16 protein-coding genes are annotated in these 16,435 nt (G+C 72.1%); 9 read left to right on the forward strand and 7 right to left on the reverse strand.

The features are described 5' to 3' along the window. Positions 1 to 86 precede the first annotated feature (86 nt). On the forward strand, positions 87 to 1,214 hold the full coding sequence (locus M8542_RS31920; RefSeq protein ID WP_257924003.1) for an FAD-dependent oxidoreductase: 1,128 nt from the start codon (positions 87 to 89) through the stop codon (positions 1,212 to 1,214). Beyond that, complete coding sequence (locus M8542_RS31925; RefSeq protein WP_257924004.1) at positions 1,211 to 2,059, forward strand: alpha/beta fold hydrolase; 849 nt, start codon at positions 1,211 to 1,213, stop codon at positions 2,057 to 2,059. Before M8542_RS31920 ends, M8542_RS31925 begins: the two co-directional genes overlap by 4 nt. A 10-nt stretch (positions 2,060 to 2,069) precedes the next feature. Here M8542_RS31925 and M8542_RS31930 read toward each other — a convergent pair whose 3' ends face one another. From M8542_RS31930 to M8542_RS31940, 3 genes are all read right to left on the reverse strand, one after another. After that, complete coding sequence (locus M8542_RS31930) at positions 2,070 to 3,638, reverse strand: hypothetical protein (RefSeq protein ID WP_257924005.1); 1,569 nt, start codon at positions 3,636 to 3,638, stop codon at positions 2,070 to 2,072. 2 nt (positions 3,639 to 3,640) lie between these two features. After that, a complete protein-coding gene (locus tag M8542_RS31935; RefSeq protein WP_257924006.1) occupies positions 3,641 to 5,614 on the reverse strand; it encodes a hypothetical protein in 1,974 nt (657 codons plus the stop codon). A 148-nt stretch (positions 5,615 to 5,762) separates the two neighbouring features. Further along, the gene (locus tag M8542_RS31940; protein ID WP_257924007.1) at positions 5,763 to 6,353 is read right to left on the reverse strand and encodes an NUDIX domain-containing protein; all 591 of its coding nucleotides are present in this window, start codon (positions 6,351 to 6,353) and stop codon (positions 5,763 to 5,765) included. Positions 6,354 to 6,444: 91 nt separating this feature from the next. Here M8542_RS31940 and M8542_RS31945 point away from each other — a divergent pair, with 91 nt between their 5' ends. The 3 genes from M8542_RS31945 (at position 6,445) to M8542_RS31955 (ending at position 9,067) form a co-directional block, all read left to right on the forward strand. Beyond that, positions 6,445 to 7,308 carry a phosphatase PAP2 family protein gene (locus tag M8542_RS31945; protein WP_257924008.1) on the forward strand — a complete coding sequence of 288 codons (864 nt, stop codon included), beginning with the start codon at positions 6,445 to 6,447 and terminating at the stop codon, positions 7,306 to 7,308. Next, positions 7,293 to 8,303 carry a YdcF family protein gene (locus M8542_RS31950; protein WP_257924009.1) on the forward strand — a complete coding sequence of 337 codons (1,011 nt, stop codon included), beginning with the start codon at positions 7,293 to 7,295 and terminating at the stop codon, positions 8,301 to 8,303. The genes M8542_RS31945 and M8542_RS31950 overlap by 16 nt, the downstream gene beginning before the upstream one ends. A 116-nt stretch (positions 8,304 to 8,419) precedes the next feature. Continuing rightward, on the forward strand, positions 8,420 to 9,067 hold the full coding sequence (locus tag M8542_RS31955; RefSeq protein WP_257924010.1) for an FG-GAP repeat domain-containing protein: 648 nt from the start codon (positions 8,420 to 8,422) through the stop codon (positions 9,065 to 9,067). Between the two features lie 2 nt (positions 9,068 to 9,069). Here the strand turns inward: M8542_RS31955 and M8542_RS31960 are convergent, their stop codons facing one another. Both M8542_RS31960 and M8542_RS31965 read right to left on the reverse strand, forming a co-directional pair. Further along, positions 9,070 to 10,404 (reverse strand): MFS transporter, encoded by a 1,335-nt coding sequence (locus tag M8542_RS31960; RefSeq protein WP_257924011.1) that lies wholly within the window; start codon positions 10,402 to 10,404, stop codon positions 9,070 to 9,072. After that, positions 10,401 to 11,633, reverse strand: coding sequence for a lyase family protein (locus M8542_RS31965; protein ID WP_257924012.1), 1,233 nt, complete (start codon positions 11,631 to 11,633; stop codon positions 10,401 to 10,403). Before M8542_RS31965 ends, M8542_RS31960 begins: the two co-directional genes overlap by 4 nt. A gap of 140 nt (positions 11,634 to 11,773) precedes the next feature. On the opposite strand from M8542_RS31965, the gene M8542_RS31970 reads away from it, so the two are divergent. Together M8542_RS31970 and M8542_RS31975 are read left to right on the forward strand one after the other, a co-directional pair. Continuing rightward, positions 11,774 to 12,532 carry an IclR family transcriptional regulator gene (locus tag M8542_RS31970; RefSeq protein ID WP_257924013.1) on the forward strand — a complete coding sequence of 253 codons (759 nt, stop codon included), beginning with the start codon at positions 11,774 to 11,776 and terminating at the stop codon, positions 12,530 to 12,532. Between the two features lie 72 nt (positions 12,533 to 12,604). Continuing rightward, complete coding sequence (locus tag M8542_RS31975) at positions 12,605 to 13,345, forward strand: SDR family oxidoreductase (RefSeq protein WP_257924014.1); 741 nt, start codon at positions 12,605 to 12,607, stop codon at positions 13,343 to 13,345. Between the two features lie 4 nt (positions 13,346 to 13,349). Here M8542_RS31975 and M8542_RS31980 read toward each other — a convergent pair whose 3' ends face one another. Beyond that, on the reverse strand, positions 13,350 to 13,976 hold the full coding sequence (locus tag M8542_RS31980; protein ID WP_257924015.1) for an LUD domain-containing protein: 627 nt from the start codon (positions 13,974 to 13,976) through the stop codon (positions 13,350 to 13,352). 96 nt (positions 13,977 to 14,072) lie between these two features. Between M8542_RS31980 and sigJ the strand changes: the two genes are divergently transcribed. Continuing rightward, complete coding sequence (gene sigJ, locus M8542_RS31985) at positions 14,073 to 14,954, forward strand: RNA polymerase sigma factor SigJ (protein ID WP_257924016.1); 882 nt, start codon at positions 14,073 to 14,075, stop codon at positions 14,952 to 14,954. 27 nt (positions 14,955 to 14,981) lie between these two features. Here the strand turns inward: sigJ and M8542_RS31990 are convergent, their stop codons facing one another. Further along, the gene (locus M8542_RS31990) at positions 14,982 to 15,569 is read right to left on the reverse strand and encodes a TetR/AcrR family transcriptional regulator (RefSeq protein WP_443642528.1); all 588 of its coding nucleotides are present in this window, start codon (positions 15,567 to 15,569) and stop codon (positions 14,982 to 14,984) included. A gap of 83 nt (positions 15,570 to 15,652) precedes the next feature. Here M8542_RS31990 and wzt point away from each other — a divergent pair, with 83 nt between their 5' ends. Further along, the gene (gene wzt / locus M8542_RS31995) at positions 15,653 to 16,390 is read left to right on the forward strand and encodes a galactan export ABC transporter ATP-binding subunit Wzt/RfbE (RefSeq protein ID WP_257924018.1); all 738 of its coding nucleotides are present in this window, start codon (positions 15,653 to 15,655) and stop codon (positions 16,388 to 16,390) included. The last annotated feature ends 45 nt before the right edge of the window (positions 16,391 to 16,435 follow it).

Raw genomic sequence — 16,435 nt, forward strand, 5'->3', positions numbered from 1 at the left:
CCGGGAAAGTCGGGGTTGACAGGCCTGGCCCGCCTACGTGAACAATGTACACGTGAACGTTGTTCACCTAGGGATGGGGGATCACGATGACACGGATTCTGGTGATCGGAGCCGGGCTGGGCGGGCTGACGCTGGCGCACGCCCTGGTCCGGGCGGGTCTCGACGTCCGCGTGTACGAAGCCGACGACGGGTCCGGTGCGCGCACCCAGGGCTACCGCATCGGCCTGTCGACGGCGGCGATGGCGGTGCTGCGGGCCACCCTGCCGCGACCGCTCTACGACCTCGCCGAAGCGACCAGCGGCAGCCTGACCGGGCCGGGATACCTGTTCGACGAGCAGCTCACCCTGCTCAGCAGCGACCTGCCGGGACCGGCGGAGGCCCGGGCGTTCGACCGCCAGGTGCTGCGGCAGGTGCTCCTCGGAGAGCTGGGCGACTGGGTCGTCTTCGGCAAGCGCCTCAAGCGGTTCGAGGAGGGCACGGACGTCACCGCGTTCTTCGCCGACGGGACGCACGCCACGGGTGACGTGCTGGTCGGCGCCGACGGCGCCAACTCGGTGGTGCGGCGGCAGCTGGTGCCGGCGGTCGGGCTCGTCGACGCCGACCTGTGCGGGGCGATGGGGCGCACCCCGGCCACCGACCGGTTCCTGGCGCTGGTGCCGGGACGCGGCACGATGGTCAAGGGCCCGTCGATCATCCTCATGCTGGGCCGCATGCAGTTCGACCGCGAGCCCTCCGCGGCGGCCGCCGAGCTGGTGCCGGGACTGTCCTTGCCGCACCGGGAGAGTTACGTGCGGTGGGTGCTGCTGGTCCCGCCCGACCACCCGGCGGCGTCGGGAGCGGGCCGGGAGGACGTCCGCGACCTGGTGCTCGAGCTGATCGACGGCTGGCACCCCGACCTGCTCGACCTGGTGCGTGCCGCCGACATGAGCGCCGTGGGCCGGTCGAAGGTCCACGACCGCCCGATGCCGCCGTGGCCGGTGGGCCGCGTGACGCTCCTCGGGGACGCCGCGCACCTGACGCTGGCCAGCGGTGGGAACGGTGCGGCGACGGCGTTGCAGGACGCGGTCGGGCTGTGCGAGGCGCTGACCCGGGCCGATCTGCCGCCCGCGTTGGCGGACTACCAGCGCGATCTGCTGGCGCGGGGGAACGCGGCCGTCGAGGCGGGCAAGCAGGCACAGCGGCGGTTCGTGCCGGTCGCGGGGGAACGGCGATGACCGGGGGACGCGCGGAAGTCCGGTCCGCGGACGGCACGACGATCGGCTACCGCCGCCTGGGCAGCGGCCCGGCGGTGCTCCTCCTGCACGGCGGAATGCTGTCGTCGCAGCACTTCTCGAAGCTCGCCGCGGCGTTGTCGGCGGACTTCACCGTCTGCGTGCCCGACCGGCGGGGCCGCGGGTTGAGCGGCCCCCACGGCGACGGCTTCAGTGTCTCGCGCGAGGTCGAGGACGTGCGGGCGCTGGTCGCCGAGACCGGGGCGACGCGGGTGTTCGGCCTCAGCTCCGGCGCCTTGGTCGCCCTTCGGACGGCTCTGGTCACGCCCGCGCTCGAGCGGATCGCGCTGTACGAGCCGCCGCTGTCGGTCGGTGGCTCGGTGCCAGTCGGCTGGCTGGCCCGCTTCGACCGCGAGGTCGCGGCGGGCCGGAGCGCGTCCGCGCTGGTCACCGGTATGAAGGGGCTGGCCGCCGAGCCGTCGCTGTTCAGCCGCGTCCCGCGGTTCGCCCTGGTGCCGCTGCTGGCGGTGGGCGCGCGGTTGCAGCGGGAGGGCGCACCGGAGGAGGTCTCGGTCGAGCAGCTCATCCCGACCCTGCACTTCGACCTCCGGATCGTCGGCGAGCTGGCCGACACGGCCGAGGACTATGCCGGGGTGACCGCACCGGTGCTGCTCCTGGGGGGCAGCAGGAGCGCCGGATACCTGCGCCTCGCGCTGGCGAAACTCGCCGATGTGCTCCCGCACGCGCGACGCGTCGAGCTGAAGGGGGCCGGGCATTCGGGCCCCGAGGACGACGGCGTGCCGCTTGCCGTGGCCCGGGAGCTGCGCGGCTTCTTCGCCACGACCTGACCGCCGCGGCTCAGGAATACGTCCAGTGGCCGAGCCAGGACTCGCGCCACGCCACCGTCAGCTCGCTCACCCCGTCCACACCGGACTGGTCCACCTGCGCCTTCCACGCCTCCTCCAGCGACGCGCACAGCTTGGACGCGGGCAGCTCGACCCCCGAGGCGAACTGGCGGAGGACCTGCTTGGGCACCGCCAGCTTCGCCTTGCCCCGCAGCACCGACTGCTCGGTCGCGCGGCAGATGAGGTACTCCACCGTCGCCAGCTCACCCGCCGAAGCCGTGCCGTCCGGCATCGGCACGGCCGGGGCGACCTGGGCCAGCGCGCGGTACAGGCAGTCCAGCGGGGCGGCCAGGCCACGCTGCTGGCGCGCGATCTCCCACGACACCCACACCGCCATGCAGTCGGGCATCTGGAACGGGCGGTAGGGGAACGCCGGCCCGGCGAACGTCTGGTAGTCGCCCGTCGGGTCCTGGGCGGCCGCATCCGGGCCGTCCGGGTCCGGGGGCAGGCCGAGGCGCTTGAACAGCTCGCGCAGCAGCTTGTGCGGCCGGGCCGCGGTCGAGGACTCGCCGAGCAGCTTGCCCAGGATGCGGTTCAGCCGGTCGGCCGCCACGCCGTGGATGGCCAGCTGCAGGTGCACGAACGCGACGTCCGACAGCGTCGTGCCCGCGCAGCCGACCACCCCCACCTGCGGGTAGCGCTGCAGGAACGACACGATCGCGTGCGTGGAGCCGATCCGCGCCGGGCCGACGAAGGTCATCGGCAGGCACGTGCCGATCCGCTGGCGGGAGCGCAGGTCGCCCTTGTACAACGGGGAGAACTCGCCGTCGGCGTGGTAGACCTCGAACCAGTTCCCCTGCCGGTGCCCGGGGCGGGTGTCGGCGAGCCAGAAGCTGTACCCGTGCTTCTCGCACAGCTCCCGGAACCGGTCGGCCAGCTCGAACCGCGCGGCCGCGGACGCGTCCCGCAGCGCGATCGCGAACCGGACCGCCAGCGACGCGCACGGCGGCGCGACCTCCTTGCGGGTGCGGAGATCGTGGTTGCGGGTCTTCACGATCGTCGGCAGCTGGGCCGGGCACTGCAGCGACAGCAGCGGCGCGTCGACGAGCGCGGACGCGGCGTCGGAGATCTCGCGCAGCAGGTCGCGCACGGCCAGGCCGTGCCACTCGCCGACTTCGCGCGCGCCCGGGTCGACCGCGATCAGGCCCTCGAAGGTCTGGGCGGACTCGTAGATGAACGTCGGGTTGGGCGAGGTCGTCTGGTGGAACACCCAGGCGCCCGCGTTCTGCTCCGGGCGCTCGGCCGGCTGCGTGCCGCCCAGGTGCTCGACGACCTCGGTGCCGTCCAGTGGCTTGCGGGTGCGGGTGCCGATCACGACGCCGGCGCCGTTCGTGGCCGTGCACAGCGTCTCGAGGAAGACGGCGTGGTCGGCGTCGGCGGACACGAGCTCGCGCAGGTAACCGTGGCGCGCCATCGCGTGGTGCACCTCGAAGTCCACTTTGGTCACCGGCTGGCGCGCGATCTCGAAGCCGGCCCGGGCCAGGTCGGCCACGTTCCGCACGGAGATCCGCTGGCCGCGCACCGTCACCACCCCCCGGATGAGTCGAACCGCACGTCGGCTTCGAGGGGTCTGCGCCGGTCCCAGGCCCCGTTGCCCGCCCACCGCGGCGCCCCGATGCGGGACAACGGGATCGCCGACTCGCGCCACGACGCCTGCCCGAACAGCACGAGCGCGGCGAGCACCGGCAGGCCGACGGCGACGGTGAGAGTGGCCTGCACGACCTCGCCACCGGTCTTCGTCGCGACCGCTGCGGCGAACGCGGCGACAGCGGCGATGCTCAGCTGGACGAGCGCCTGCGGCAGCGTGCCGAGGTAGCCGAGCACGGTCCGGCGCGGGGGCAGCGACAGGCGGCTGTAGAGGAAACCGGGCAGCAGCAGCAACATCGTGATCACGGACTGGCCGTCGCCGATGTGGCCGAGCTCCTCGGTGGCGTGCCTGCCGTACGGCCACGGGCTGCCCACCAGCATCCAGCCGAGCACGAACGACACCGCGGCCACGGCCAGCGCGTAGAACGTCACGTTGAGCGGGCCGGACTTCGTGGAGTCCTTCAGCACCAGCGTCGCGCGCACCCGGACGTGGTCGCCGCGCGGGTCGCGGCCGCCGGAGCGGCGCCAGTAGGCGCGGGCCTCGTTGTCGGCGATCCCGGTGACGAGTACGAGGTCCTGCCCGAACTCCCGCTCGGTCAGCTCGCGTGCGGCTTCGCGCAGGTTCTCGGAGGTGAACTCGGGGTGCCGGCGCAGCGAGTTGTCCAGCTCGTTGGTGTCGACCCGGACCGCTTCGCCCGTCGTGGCCGCGGCGGCGAGCTTGTGGCAGGCGGGCAGGCTGCGCGGCGACAGCTCCACCCCGGACTGGCCGGCCTCCCACTTGCGGCGGCGCAGCAAGTCCGAAAGCCGGCGGAGCACGGTCTGCGCCTGCAGCTCGAGGATCTTGTGCCGCGCGCCGTCGGCCTCCTGCAGCGGCGCGGCGTCCTGCCGCTCGGCCAGCGAGCCGAGGTCTTCGGCGAGGCCGTCGACCTGGTGCTGGTCGGCGTCGGTGGACAGGTACATCCGGGAGATCTCGGCCTCGGGCGCGGTCCGGGCGACCAGGTGGTAGGACTTCAGCGTCGCCGGGATCATGGTCTCGTAGCCGACGACGTAACCCCGGCGGCTGGAGGCCAGCCGTCGCCACTGCTCCTTCGCGACGGGCTGGCGCGCGTCGACGTGCAGCGGGGTTTCGTAGCTGAGCCGGTGCTCCTCGACCGAATCGTCCAGCGCCACCACGAGCATGTAGTCGCGGACCGCCACGTTCAGCAGGTACGCGTACTCGACGAGCATGTCGGCGCAGCCGGTGAGGATGTCGAGGGCGAGTTCGCGGCACTGCCGCCCGTAGCCGGGGACGGTGCCCTCGGCCGGGGCCAGCGCGAACTCCTCCTCCGGGTGGTTGCGTTCGGTCAGCAGGGTCAGCAGCGCCTGCTGGATGAGCCAGCGGGGTTCGTGCACCTGGAACAGGAAGGTGTTCAGCTCGTGCTTGGCGGTCTGCGCGTTCTCGTCGCTGGCGAGGATCCCGCGCAGCAGCCGGTAGAGCCCGGAGGCGACGAGCCGCGACGCCTCGTGCTGGGTGAGCCGAGGGAGTTTCTGGCCGGCGCTGTCGAAGACGTCGACGGGGGAGACGTCCCGGCGCGGCAGCCGCGCGAGCGGCACCCAGAGGGAGCGTTGCCGCGCGGGCCGCGAGGCTGCGCGCTCGCCGTGTTCCTGGCCAATCAGGTCCTGCAGCTGCGCGGTGGCTTGGCGTTGACCTTCGTCGAGCAGCTTGAGGCTGACGTCGACCTCGGTGCTGCGCCGCGCTGTCCCGTGCTCGACGACGGTCAGCCGTTCGGTCAGCCGGCGCACGTGGTTGAGCCGCAGCGAGGTGTCCAGCAGCGCCAGCCCGACGGCGGCGCCCTGCCGGGACAGGCGGGGCGGGGCGCCCGGGATGGGGATGGTTTCGATGGCGTGCCGGAGACTGTCGATGCCGTCCACACACTGAGCGTAGGGAGCCGCGCGGGTCGTCGGCGGGCAAACGCGAATTCCGGGGAGAATATCGGGTGAGGTCACGCCGGACTGGCCCGAACGGTGGCCGAGGGCGTGGTCCGGACGCGGTAACGAGGAAGCCCGAGCCCGGCTCGGGTCAGCTGCCCAGCTCGCCGTTCAGCTCCAGCACGTGGAGCTTGAGGAGCCCGGCCACGCTGACCGATTCGGTGATCTCGCCGTCGGTGGCCATTCGCACCGCCCGGTCCAGGTCGACCCAGGTCAGCTCGATCGACTCGCCGGGTTCCTGGTCGTCCGCGCCCTGTTCCAGGTCCGTCGCGAAAAAGATGTGGGCGACCTCCGTCGTCAGGCCATTGCTGGTGTCGATTTCGCCGAGGCAACGCCATTTCCGGGCGGTGAGACCGGTTTCTTCGCGGAGTTCGCGACCCGCCGCTTCCCGGACGGTCTCCCCGGGGCCCGAGCCGCCGGTGGGAATTTCGACCGACATCTTCCCCAGCGTGTACCGCCATTGGCGGACGAGGGCGATTTCGCGGTTGTCGTTGATCGCCAGCACGCCGACCGAGGGGTGGATCTCCACCACGCCGTAGATGCCCGGGGACCCGTCGGGACGCAGCACCCGATCTTCCCGCACCGACATCCAGGCATTCGAATAGACGGTTCTGCTGCCCAGTCGCCGCCAGGGGTTTTCGGAATTCACGAGTCGGCTGCCCCGATGTTCGAAGTCCGTCACGGTGTGCTGTGGTCGATCTTACCGCGACCCTCGGTGTGCGCGCGGACGCGTTCGGTCACTAGGCTGTTCGGGGTAACCGGAGGAGGTCCACGTGGTTCCCGCTCGTCGCTGGCTGGTGGTCGCCGCGGTGTGCGCGGTCTTCGCGGTGGCCGTCTACCTCCTCGCCGTCTGGACCGTGCCCGGGCAGGAGCTGGAGAACGCCGCGCTGCGCGGAGCCGACGAAGCCGCCGCGCGGGACCAGGTCGCCGCCGACGAGAGCCTGGGCCGGATCACCGTGTACTCGCTCGCCGCCGCGGTGGTGCTGGTCGGGCTCGCCGGCCTGCTGCGGCGGCGGTGGGACCTGGCGTTCGCGGCGGTCGGCGTGATCGTCGGCGGCCAGCTCGTGACTCAGGTGCTCAAGCGGTTCCTGCTGCCCCGGCCGCCGCTCGTGCCGCTGACCGGGCACTACGCCGCCAACAGCCTGCCCAGCGGGCACACGGCGATCGCGATGACCGTGCTGTTCGCCGCCCTGCTCGTGGTGCCCTACCGCTGGCGTGGCGTGACGCTGTTCTTCCTGCTCTCCTGGGCGGTCGGCATCGGCGCGTACACGGTCACGGCCAAGTGGCACCGGCTCTCCGACACCCTCGCCGCGGACGCGATCGCGCTCGGGCTCGCCTGCCTGGCGTCGTGGTGGCTCGCACGCCGCGGGGTCGTGCGCCGGCACGACGGGCCGCGCCGGATCCCGCGGGTGCTCGTCGTGACCGTCGCCGTGCTCGGCGGGGTCGTTTTCCTGGCGCTGGGCGGGATCCTGATCGGCGCGGCGCTGACCGGCGGCGGTTACGAGGACACCGTGCGGACCAACGAATGGGTCGTCTACCTGGCCGCGAACTCGTTCGCCTCCTTCGGGTCGATCGCGGCGGCGCTGGTGTTCCTGGCGACCTGGCGACGGCGGGAGGTCGTGTGCACCCGGCCCTGATCCCGCTCGCCGCGACCGTCTTCTGCTTCGCCGTCTTCCTGGTCAGCTTCCTGCTCGAACGCCGGCGGCTGCGCAACGGCTTCTACCTGTTCTTCGCCTTGGCGTTCCTCGGGCTGACGTTGATCTCGCTGCTGGCGTCGCTCTCGCCGGAGGCCGCGGCGATCGTCGCGTTCGGGCTGTTCGCGCTCATCCCGCTCACCATCGTGGTGCTCGCGGTGTTCCTGATCGGCAACGGCGTGATCATGCTGCGCCGCGAAGGCCGCCGCCCGGCGAACCTGCTGTCGCTGGCGGCCGGGGTCGGCATCGTGGCGTTGATCGTCTTCGGGTTCGTGGTCGGGCAGATTCGCTGGGCGCCGCTGGAAGCGCTGCGCGACGGCGTCGACGGGATCGTCGCCTACCTGTCGTTCCTGTTCGTCTGCTTCCTGCTGTACTCGCTCGTCTACGGCCGGGTCCGCAGCCGCCGCCCGCTCGACTTCGTGGTGGTGCTCGGCTCCGGGCTGCTCGGCGGGAAGAACGTGCCGCCGCTGCTGGCGAGCCGGCTCGACCGCGGGCGGCGGGTGCTCGACGCCGAGGACCGCAAGGGCCGCTCGCCGCTGCTGGTCACCTCGGGCGGGCAGGGGCCGGGGGAGGACGTCCCCGAGTCGCACGCGATGGCGGACTACCTCGTGGACCGCGGTGTCCCGCGCGAGCGGATCGTGCTCGAAGACCGGTCCCGCACGACGCGGGAGAACCTGGCCTTCAGCGCCGGTCTCATGTGCTCGCGGAAGCCGGGCTACCGGTGCGTGGTCGTCACGAACAACTTCCACGTCCTGCGCGCCGCGCTGACCGCCCGCAAGGTCAAGGTGAACGGCCAGGTCATCGGCTCGCGGACGGCCTGGTACTTCTGGCCGAGCGCCACCCTGCGCGAGTTCGCCGCGATCCTCGACGACCACCGGATCCTCAACGGGATCGTGTGCGCGGTGATCATCGCCGCGAGCCTTCTGAAGAACTTTTAGCCGGGTTGCGTGCGTGTGGCACATCACACTCGCGGTGCACGCGGCGGTCGTGTGGCCGTCTTTCTTCGTGAGAGCACTTTCGGTGAAAAGATCACCGGAAGACGGAGGGAGATCTCATGAACCGCACCGGAATCGTCCGCACCGCAACACTTGCCGGCTTCACCGCGGCCCTGGGTCTTGCTGTCGCTGCACCGGCGATGGCCGCCACCGACCCGGTCACCACCGTCGCCGACCTCAACGGCGACGGGGAGATCGAGACCGTGACCGTCCAGCAGACCGGCGACGACCAGCTGATCTCGGCCACGGTGAACGGGACCTACACCTCGATCCACCTGCCCGCCGACAGCTACGCCGGGGTCCAGGCCCCGCGCGTGGCCGACCTCAATGGTGACGGCCGCGCCGAGCTGATCGTCACCCAGTCGGTGGGCGCCAACACGACGTTCTTCACCGCGCTGCACTTCGACGGCCGCAACCTCAGCCAGGTCGTCGGTCCGGACGACAAGCCCTTCTCGGTCGCCGAAGGCGGCGGTGTGGCCGCGCACCTCGGGTACGAGTGCACGCCGTTCGAGGGCGGCCGGGCGTTCGTGACCGTCGCCAGTGAGAACGACGACATGAGCCGCCCGACCGACCAGTTCACCTACTCGGGTACCCGGACGGTCCACACGCTGCGGGACGGCGCGCTGAGCGTCGAGCAGGAGATCCCGTTCAAGGGCGTGCCCGCTACGGACCCGGTCATGAACGTCGACGCCGGCAGCTGCGCCTGACCTCAGGTCCGGCCGGTTGCGTGGTCGATGCCGGTGAGGGTGTCGGCGCTGGTTTCCGGCGCCCACGCCCAGCAGATGAGGGCGCCGGCCAGGAGGACGACCACGCAACCGGCCAGCGCGGTGGTCATGCCGTAGCCGTCGGCGACGACGGGGAGCAGGAACGTGCTCGCCGCGGAGCCGAGCCGGCTGGCGGCCACCGCGACGCCGACCCCGGAGGCGCGCAACGCCGTGGGGAACAGCTCCGGCGGGTAGACGAACTCCAGGTTGACCGCGGCGGCGAGGACGAACGCGAACGCGGTGAACAGCGCCACCGCGAGCACCGGGGAGACGTCGGCGAAGACGGTGAGCCCGGCCAGCAGCCCGCCGCCGAGCAGGAACGTGCCGATCAGGAAGAAGCGCCGCGAGACGCGGTCGATGAGCAGCAGCCCGACCACCGCGCCGGCCAGCAGGAACGCGTTGTAGAGCGCGCCGGCGGCGAGCTTGCCCGTCACCCCGAGCGCGCCCATCACCTGGGGAGTGAAAGTGCCCAGGGCGAAGAACGGGATGACCTGGCAGACGTAGAACAACGCGCCGACCGCGGTCCGGCGGCGGTGCGCCGGGCCGAACAAGGCCCGCATGCCCTGCTTGGGCGCTGCGGGAACGGGGGCCGGCGGACGGACGTCATCGCCGAGGTGCCGGCGCACGACCGCGGCGGCTTCGGCGTCCCGGCCGTGCTGGGCCAGCCAGAGTGGTGCTTCGGGCACGCCGATCCGCAGCCCGAGGATCAGCAACGCGGGCAGCGCGCTGAGGGCGAGCATGTACCGCCACGCGTCGCTGCCGGTGCCGGAGAGCAGGAATCCGGCCAGGTAGGCGAAGACGTACCCGGCCGCCCAGGCGACGGCGAGCACGCTCATCAGCCGGCCCCGGTAGCGGCGGGGCGCGTGCTCGGTGACCAGTGACTTGCTCACGACGTAGTCGGCGCCGAGGACCAGGCCGAGCAGCAGCCGCAGAATGAGCAGCTGGGCCGGGTTCTGGACGAAGAACTGCAGGGCCGACAGGCCCGCGAAGACCAGCATGTCCCAGGCGAAGACGTGCCGGCGGCCGATCCGGTCGGCGATCGGGCCCATCACGACCGCGCCGGCGAACAGGCCGGCCAGCGTGGCCGCGCCGAGCAGGCCGACCCACAGCGGCGTCAGGCCCAGGGCGTTGCTCGCCGAAGCGAGCGCGATGCCGATGATGCCGAGGATGAAGCCGTCGGAGAACTGGCCGCCGGTGCCGGCGATCCCGACGCGCAGGTGGAAGCGGGTGAGGGGCGCGTCTTCGTAGGCGACGACGGCCGTCGGGTGGCGGGTGTTCATGCGCGGGCCGCTCCGTTCGTCACGGCGTGGGTCGCGGCTTCGTAGCCCTCGGCCGCGGACAGCTCGACCCACCGGTCGAGGGCGCCGGCGAGGTTGCGTTCGCGGTGCGGGCCGTCCCAGCGCAGGCCGTCGACGCACCGGCGGGCGAACGTCTCCGCCGCCGCGGTCAGGTCGGCGAAGATCGTGGTGAGCGCGTCCACGATGACCGGCTCCATCACGTTCAGCTCCAGCTCGCCGTCGGCGACCGCGCAGTCGACGGTCAGCGCGCTGCCGCGGATCCGGTGGCTCAGCTGCATGACGTACTCGCAGATCACCGGGTTGACCTTGGCGGGCATGATCGACGAGCCCGCCTGGACCGCGGGGACGGTGAGGTCGCCGAACCCTCCGCGCGGCCCGGACGAGAGCAGCCGGATGTCCGCGGCGATCTTCGCCATGGTGATCGCGGCGCGCGAGCCGGCCGCGGCGACCGCGGCGTAGGGGTCCAAATGGGACAGTGCGTCGAACCGGTTTTCCGCTGCGCGCAACGGAAGCCCGGTCAGCGCCGCCAGCTCGGCGGTGACGCGGTCGCCGAAGCCGGCCGGGGCGCCGACGCCGGTGCCGACCGCGGTGGCGCCGATCGGCACCTCGCGCAGGGCAGCGGTGGCCGTGTCGAGCCCGTCGGCCACCCGGCGGATCGCGGCGGCGTGCGCGCGGTGGGTGTCGCCGGCGGTCAGGCTGACGGCGTCCTGCAGGCAGGTGCGGCCCAGGTGCGGGGTGCCGGCGAACTCGACGGCCTTGCGGTCGAACGCTTCGGCCAGCTCACGCAGCGCGGTGACCGGGCCGGCGACCAGTTCGAGCGCGGTGAGCGCCATCGCGGTCGGGTAGGTGTCGTTGGTCGACTGCGCGGCGTTGACGTGGTCGTTCGGGTGCACCGGCACGCCGGCGAGCACCGACGCCCGGGCCGCGACGACCTCGTTGACGTTCATGTTCGCCGTGGTCCCGCCACCACCCTGCACGAGCGGTGTCGGGAACCGGTCGGCGTGTGCGCCGTCGAGGATTTCCTCGCAGGCGGCGACGATCGCGTCCCGGCGGACCTCGTCGAGGACGCCGCTCTCGTGGTTGACGCGGGCGGCGGCGAGCTTGACCCGCGCGAAGTTGCGGACGAAGGCGGGCAGGTCGCCGAACGTCCGGCCGCGCAGCGGGAAGTTCCGGACACCGAGTGCGGTCTGGGGCCCGTGGGGGGTGGTCATCGGTCTCCTTCAACGGCGTTGTCGTGGTGCCGGGAAGTGTGTGGCCGCGAGTGCGCTCCGACCAGAGGTGTTGCTGTACGGGCAACTTAGAAGTCAGCTTTTCCTGGGCTTCGCGACTAAACTCGTTCACCATGTTGTCCATGCAGCAACAGTCCACCGCTGAACGCGTTGCCGCTTTGCTGCTCGCCTTCGGGCAGCGCGACGGCGAAGACCTGGGGGTGAGCGACCTCGCCCGTGCCACCGGCCGGGAACGCAGCCAGGTCTCGCGCATGCTGCACGCGCTCGAACGCGGGGGACTGGTCGAGCAGGACCCGCGGACCCGGCGCTACCGGCTCGGCTGGTCGCTGCTCGTGCTGGCCGCGGGCGCCGGTGACGCGGCCCTGCTGCGTGCGGCCCGCCCGGTGCTGCGCAAGCTCGTCGCCCGCACCGGCGAGGTCGCGCTGCTCTCGGTCCAGCGGGGCAACCGGTCGCTGACGGTGCTGCGGGAGGAATCGTCGCAGTCCCTGCGCGCCGGCGGCTGGGTGGGCCGCAGCTCGCCGATGCACTGCACCGCTTCGGGTCGCGGCCTGCTGTTCGACTCCGACGACGACCTGGTCGAGGCCCTCACCGCCGACGACCTCCTGGCGCCGACGCACGGCCTGGCCGCGCCGCGTGACCTCGGTGAGCTGCTCGAACGGCTCGACACCGAACGCCGCCGGGGTTACGCCGTCGCCAGCGAAGAGGTCGAGATCGGCCTGACTTCGGTCGCGATGCCGGTCCGCGACCCGGCCGGCGAGCTGATCGCGGTGGTCAACACCTCCGGGCCGACGTCCCGCCTGATCACCCGGATCGACGAAGCGGTGCTTCGCCTGCGAGCCGCGACGAGCGCGCTGGAAGGGGCCTTGAGCCGCGTCCCTTGACGGAAGTGGACAGGTGTCCGGTACGCTCGGAACCGCAACCGGACACCTGTCCATTTATGTCAGGGGAGCTTCATGACCATCGCAGGCAAGGTCGTCGCCATCACCGGCGCCAGCAGCGGGATCGGCGCGGCCACGGCCCGCCACCTCGCCTCGCTCGGCGCGCCCGTCGTGCTCGGCGCGCGCCGCACCGACCGGCTGGAAAGCCTGGTCGCCGAGATCGAAGCCGACGGCGGTCAAGCCGTCGCCACCCGCGTGGACGTCACCGAACCCGGTGACCTCCAAGCGCTGGTGACCACGGCGGTCGAGCGGTTCGGGCGGCTCGACGTCCTGGTGGGCAACGCCGGGATCACGAAGATCAGCACCGTCGCCGACCTCGACGTCGAGGGCTGGTCGGCGATGGTCGACGTCAACGTCAAGGGGATCCTGCACGGGATCGCCGCGGCCCTGCCGGTGTTCCGCGAGCAGGGGAGCGGTCACCTCGTCACCGTGGTCTCGACGTCCGGCCTGAAGATCGTGCCCACCCAGGCGGTCTACGCGGGGACGAAGAACGCCGTCCGCACGCTCCTGGAAGCCCTGCGGCAGGAGAGCACGGACGGCGTGCTGCGGACGACGTCGATCTCGCCGGGGTACGTCCGCACGGAGCTGATCGACCACGCGGTCGACGACCCGGCGGTGCGCGAGCAGGCCCGGCAGAACATGGCCGACCTCGGCATCGACCCGGTGGCGGTGGCCCGCGCGATCGCCTTCGCCGTCGACCAGCCCGCCGACGTCGAGATCGGCGACCTGACCATCCGGCCGACCCGGCAAGGCTGACTCGTCAGAAGCCGATTGCTTCGCGCAGCAGCAACACGGTGTTCCGGCCCGGGTACGGCTCGCCCTGCAGGACGAGCAGCCGGTTCACCGCGCTCGGCGACCCGTATGCCGCCATGGTGCGGACGCTCTCGAGGGCGAGGCAGTGCTCGTCCACCCGGCGCAACGCCGTCGCCAGGTCCGGGACCACCTTCTGCGCCCCGACGACCCAGATCGCGTGGCCCGCGCCGCCGGCGTAACTCGGGATCTGGCTGCCGCTGCCCGAAGCCGCCACCAGCGCACCGGTTTCGGTGACCGCCGCGACGCTGCCCACCACCACGTCCGGGCTCGCGAGCAACCGGCGGATGGTGCCGGACTCGGTGGCGCGGTCCAAGGCCAGTACCCGGGGCTTGATCGCCGCGTAGCGCTCGCCGGTGTTGATGTCCGCCTCGATGCCGGAGAGGCGGAGCGTCTCGCTCGCGCTGGTGAACACCCCGGCGCCGGCCGGGATCAGGTCGCGGACCCGGGTGCGGGCGGCGGCGACGTCGTCGAGGACTTCCACGGTGAAGCCGTTCGCGGTCAAGGCGGCGGCCGCCCGCTCCAGCCGGGGCGCGGGCGCCGGTTCGGTGTAGACAGTCGATGTCGAAGTGGTCATGGTGACTCCGACAACGCGGGCCGCCGAAACGTCAGGCCTCACATTCCGGAGCCCTGTCTTGTCGGGAAGGTGAGGACCGCCGACCGAGGGAGCACCATGACGACGCCCGACGCGCTGCTGGGGGAGCGGCGTCAGCTGACGAACCTGGCGTACCGGCTGCTGGGTTCCTTGGCCGAGGCCGAAGACGTCGTGCAGGAGACCTACGCGCGCTGGTACGCCATGTCCCCGGCGCGGCGGGAGGCCGTCAACGCACCCGGCGCGTGGCTGACGACCGTCGCCGGGCGCATCTGCCTCAACCTGCTCGGCTCGGCCCGGATGCGGCGGGAAACCTACGTCGGCGAGTGGATTCCCGAGCCGCTGCCCGAGCAGGCCGGGTGGCGGCCGGCGGATCCCGCCGACCGGATCACCTTGGACGAGTCGGTCAGCATGGCTTTCCTGGTGGTGCTCGAGGCGATGACCCCGGCCGAGCGCGTCGCGTTCGTCCTGCACGACGTCTTCTGCCACTCCTTCGCCGAGGTGGCCGAGATCGTCGGGCGGACGCCCGCCGCGTGCCGCCAGCTGGCTTCTTCGGCTCGACGCCGGGTGCGTGCGGCGCGGGCGCCGGTGAGCCCGACGGCCCGGCAGGCCGGCATCGTCCGGGACTTCAAGCAGGCGTGGGAAGCCCAGGACATCGAGGCGTTGCTGGGCCTGCTCGACCCCGGCGCGACGGCGATCGCCGACGGCGGCGGCAATGCCGTGACCTTCGTGCGACCCATCGAAGGCGCCGAAGCGATCGCCCGCGCCTGGGTCGAGCTCTCCGGCCGGCTCCGCGGCACCACGACGGTCCTGGAGCGGACCGTCAACGGCCAGCCCGGCCTGGTGGCCCGGCAGGACGGCGTCATCGTGACGGTGTTCGCGTTCGAGATCGCCGACGAGAAGATCAAGCACATCTGGGCGGTGCGCAACCCCGAGAAGCTCCGCCTCTGGACCACGGCCTGAGGTCGTTCCCCGCGCGCCGGCCGCCGGTCAGCCCGTCAAGTAGGCGAGGGCCATCGCGGTCGTCTCGGTGGCCCACGCAGCCCAGGTCAGGTCGTCGGGCCAGAAGCGGCTCGACGCCGCGCGGTGGACGCACGAGCCGATGATCGTCCGCGACACCATCCGCAGCCGCTCGGCTTCGACCTGGGGGCCGGCCGCGTCGACGAACGCCTCCTGGATCGCGGCCAGCGCGCGCAGGCCCCGGTCGCGGCCGTCGGCGCGCTGGCCGTCCAGCAGCTCGGGGAAGATCCGGTCGTGGCGGCCGAAGGTGCCGGCCAGCGCGCCGGTGAACGCGCCGACCACGCCGGCGAGGCCGGGCGCCGGGGCGCGCAGGGCTTCGCCGACGCTCGCTTCGAGCTGGCCGAGCACCTGGTCCTTGACCGCGTAGAGCAGCTGGTCCTTGCCGTCGAACCGGCGGTAGATCGCCCCCACCGACAGGCCGGCCCGCTCGGCCACCGCCCCGACCGTGAACTCGTCGAGGCCGCGCTCGGCCAGCACGCGCTCGGCCGCGGCCAGCACCTTCTGCAGGGATTCGCGGCTGCGTGCCTGCTGGGGTGGGCGAAAGCCCGTCTCACTCACCGGCGGCACGTTACCTCCTCCCGGCGCTTGAATGCGAATGATAATCTCCGTTCGCATTTTACCGAACGGGGAGGACCACGAGCATGGTGAGCATCGAGGTGCGGGACGCCTCCGTCGACTTCCCGGTGTTCGACGCCAAGACGAGGTCGCTCAAGAAGCGCGTCCTCGGCAAGGTGGGCGGCCAGATCGACGCCGACGCGAAGACCCCCGTCATCGAAGCGCTGCGAGACATCACGCTGTCGCTGAGCGAGGGGGACCGCGTCGGGCTCGTCGGCCACAACGGCGCCGGCAAGTCGACGCTGTTGCGCCTGCTGTCGGGCATCTACGAGCCGACCCGCGGCAGCGCCCGGGTGACCGGCCGCATCGCGCCGGTGTTCGACCTCGGAGTCGGGCTGGACCCGGAGGTGTCCGGCGTCGAGAACATCATGATCCGCGGGTTGTTCCTCGGCATGACGCGCAAGCAGATGGCCCGCCGCGTCGACGACATCGCGGAGTTCACCGAGCTCGGCGACTACCTGAGCCTGCCGCTGCGCACCTACTCGGCCGGCATGCGGGTCCGCCTCGCCCTCGGCGTGGTGACGACGATCGACCCGGAGATCCTCATCCTCGACGAGGGACTCGGCGCCATCGACGCGGCTTTCCTGGCGAAGGCGCGTGGGCGGCTGGTGGATCTGGCCCGTCGTGCGGGTGCGTTGGTCTTCGCTTCGCACTCCGACGAGCTGTTGCGCGAGCTGTGCACGTCGGCGCTGTGGCTGGACGAGGGCCGGATCCGCGACCACGGCCCGCTGGAGGACGTCCTGGCCGCTTACCACCGGCGCTGACGGTGGACAGGAGCGCCGCGGCGTGTTGGGGTTGGGGTCCGGCCG

It is taken from the genome of Amycolatopsis iheyensis, assembly GCF_024703995.1.
Classification (GTDB): domain Bacteria; phylum Actinomycetota; class Actinomycetes; order Mycobacteriales; family Pseudonocardiaceae; genus Amycolatopsis; species Amycolatopsis iheyensis.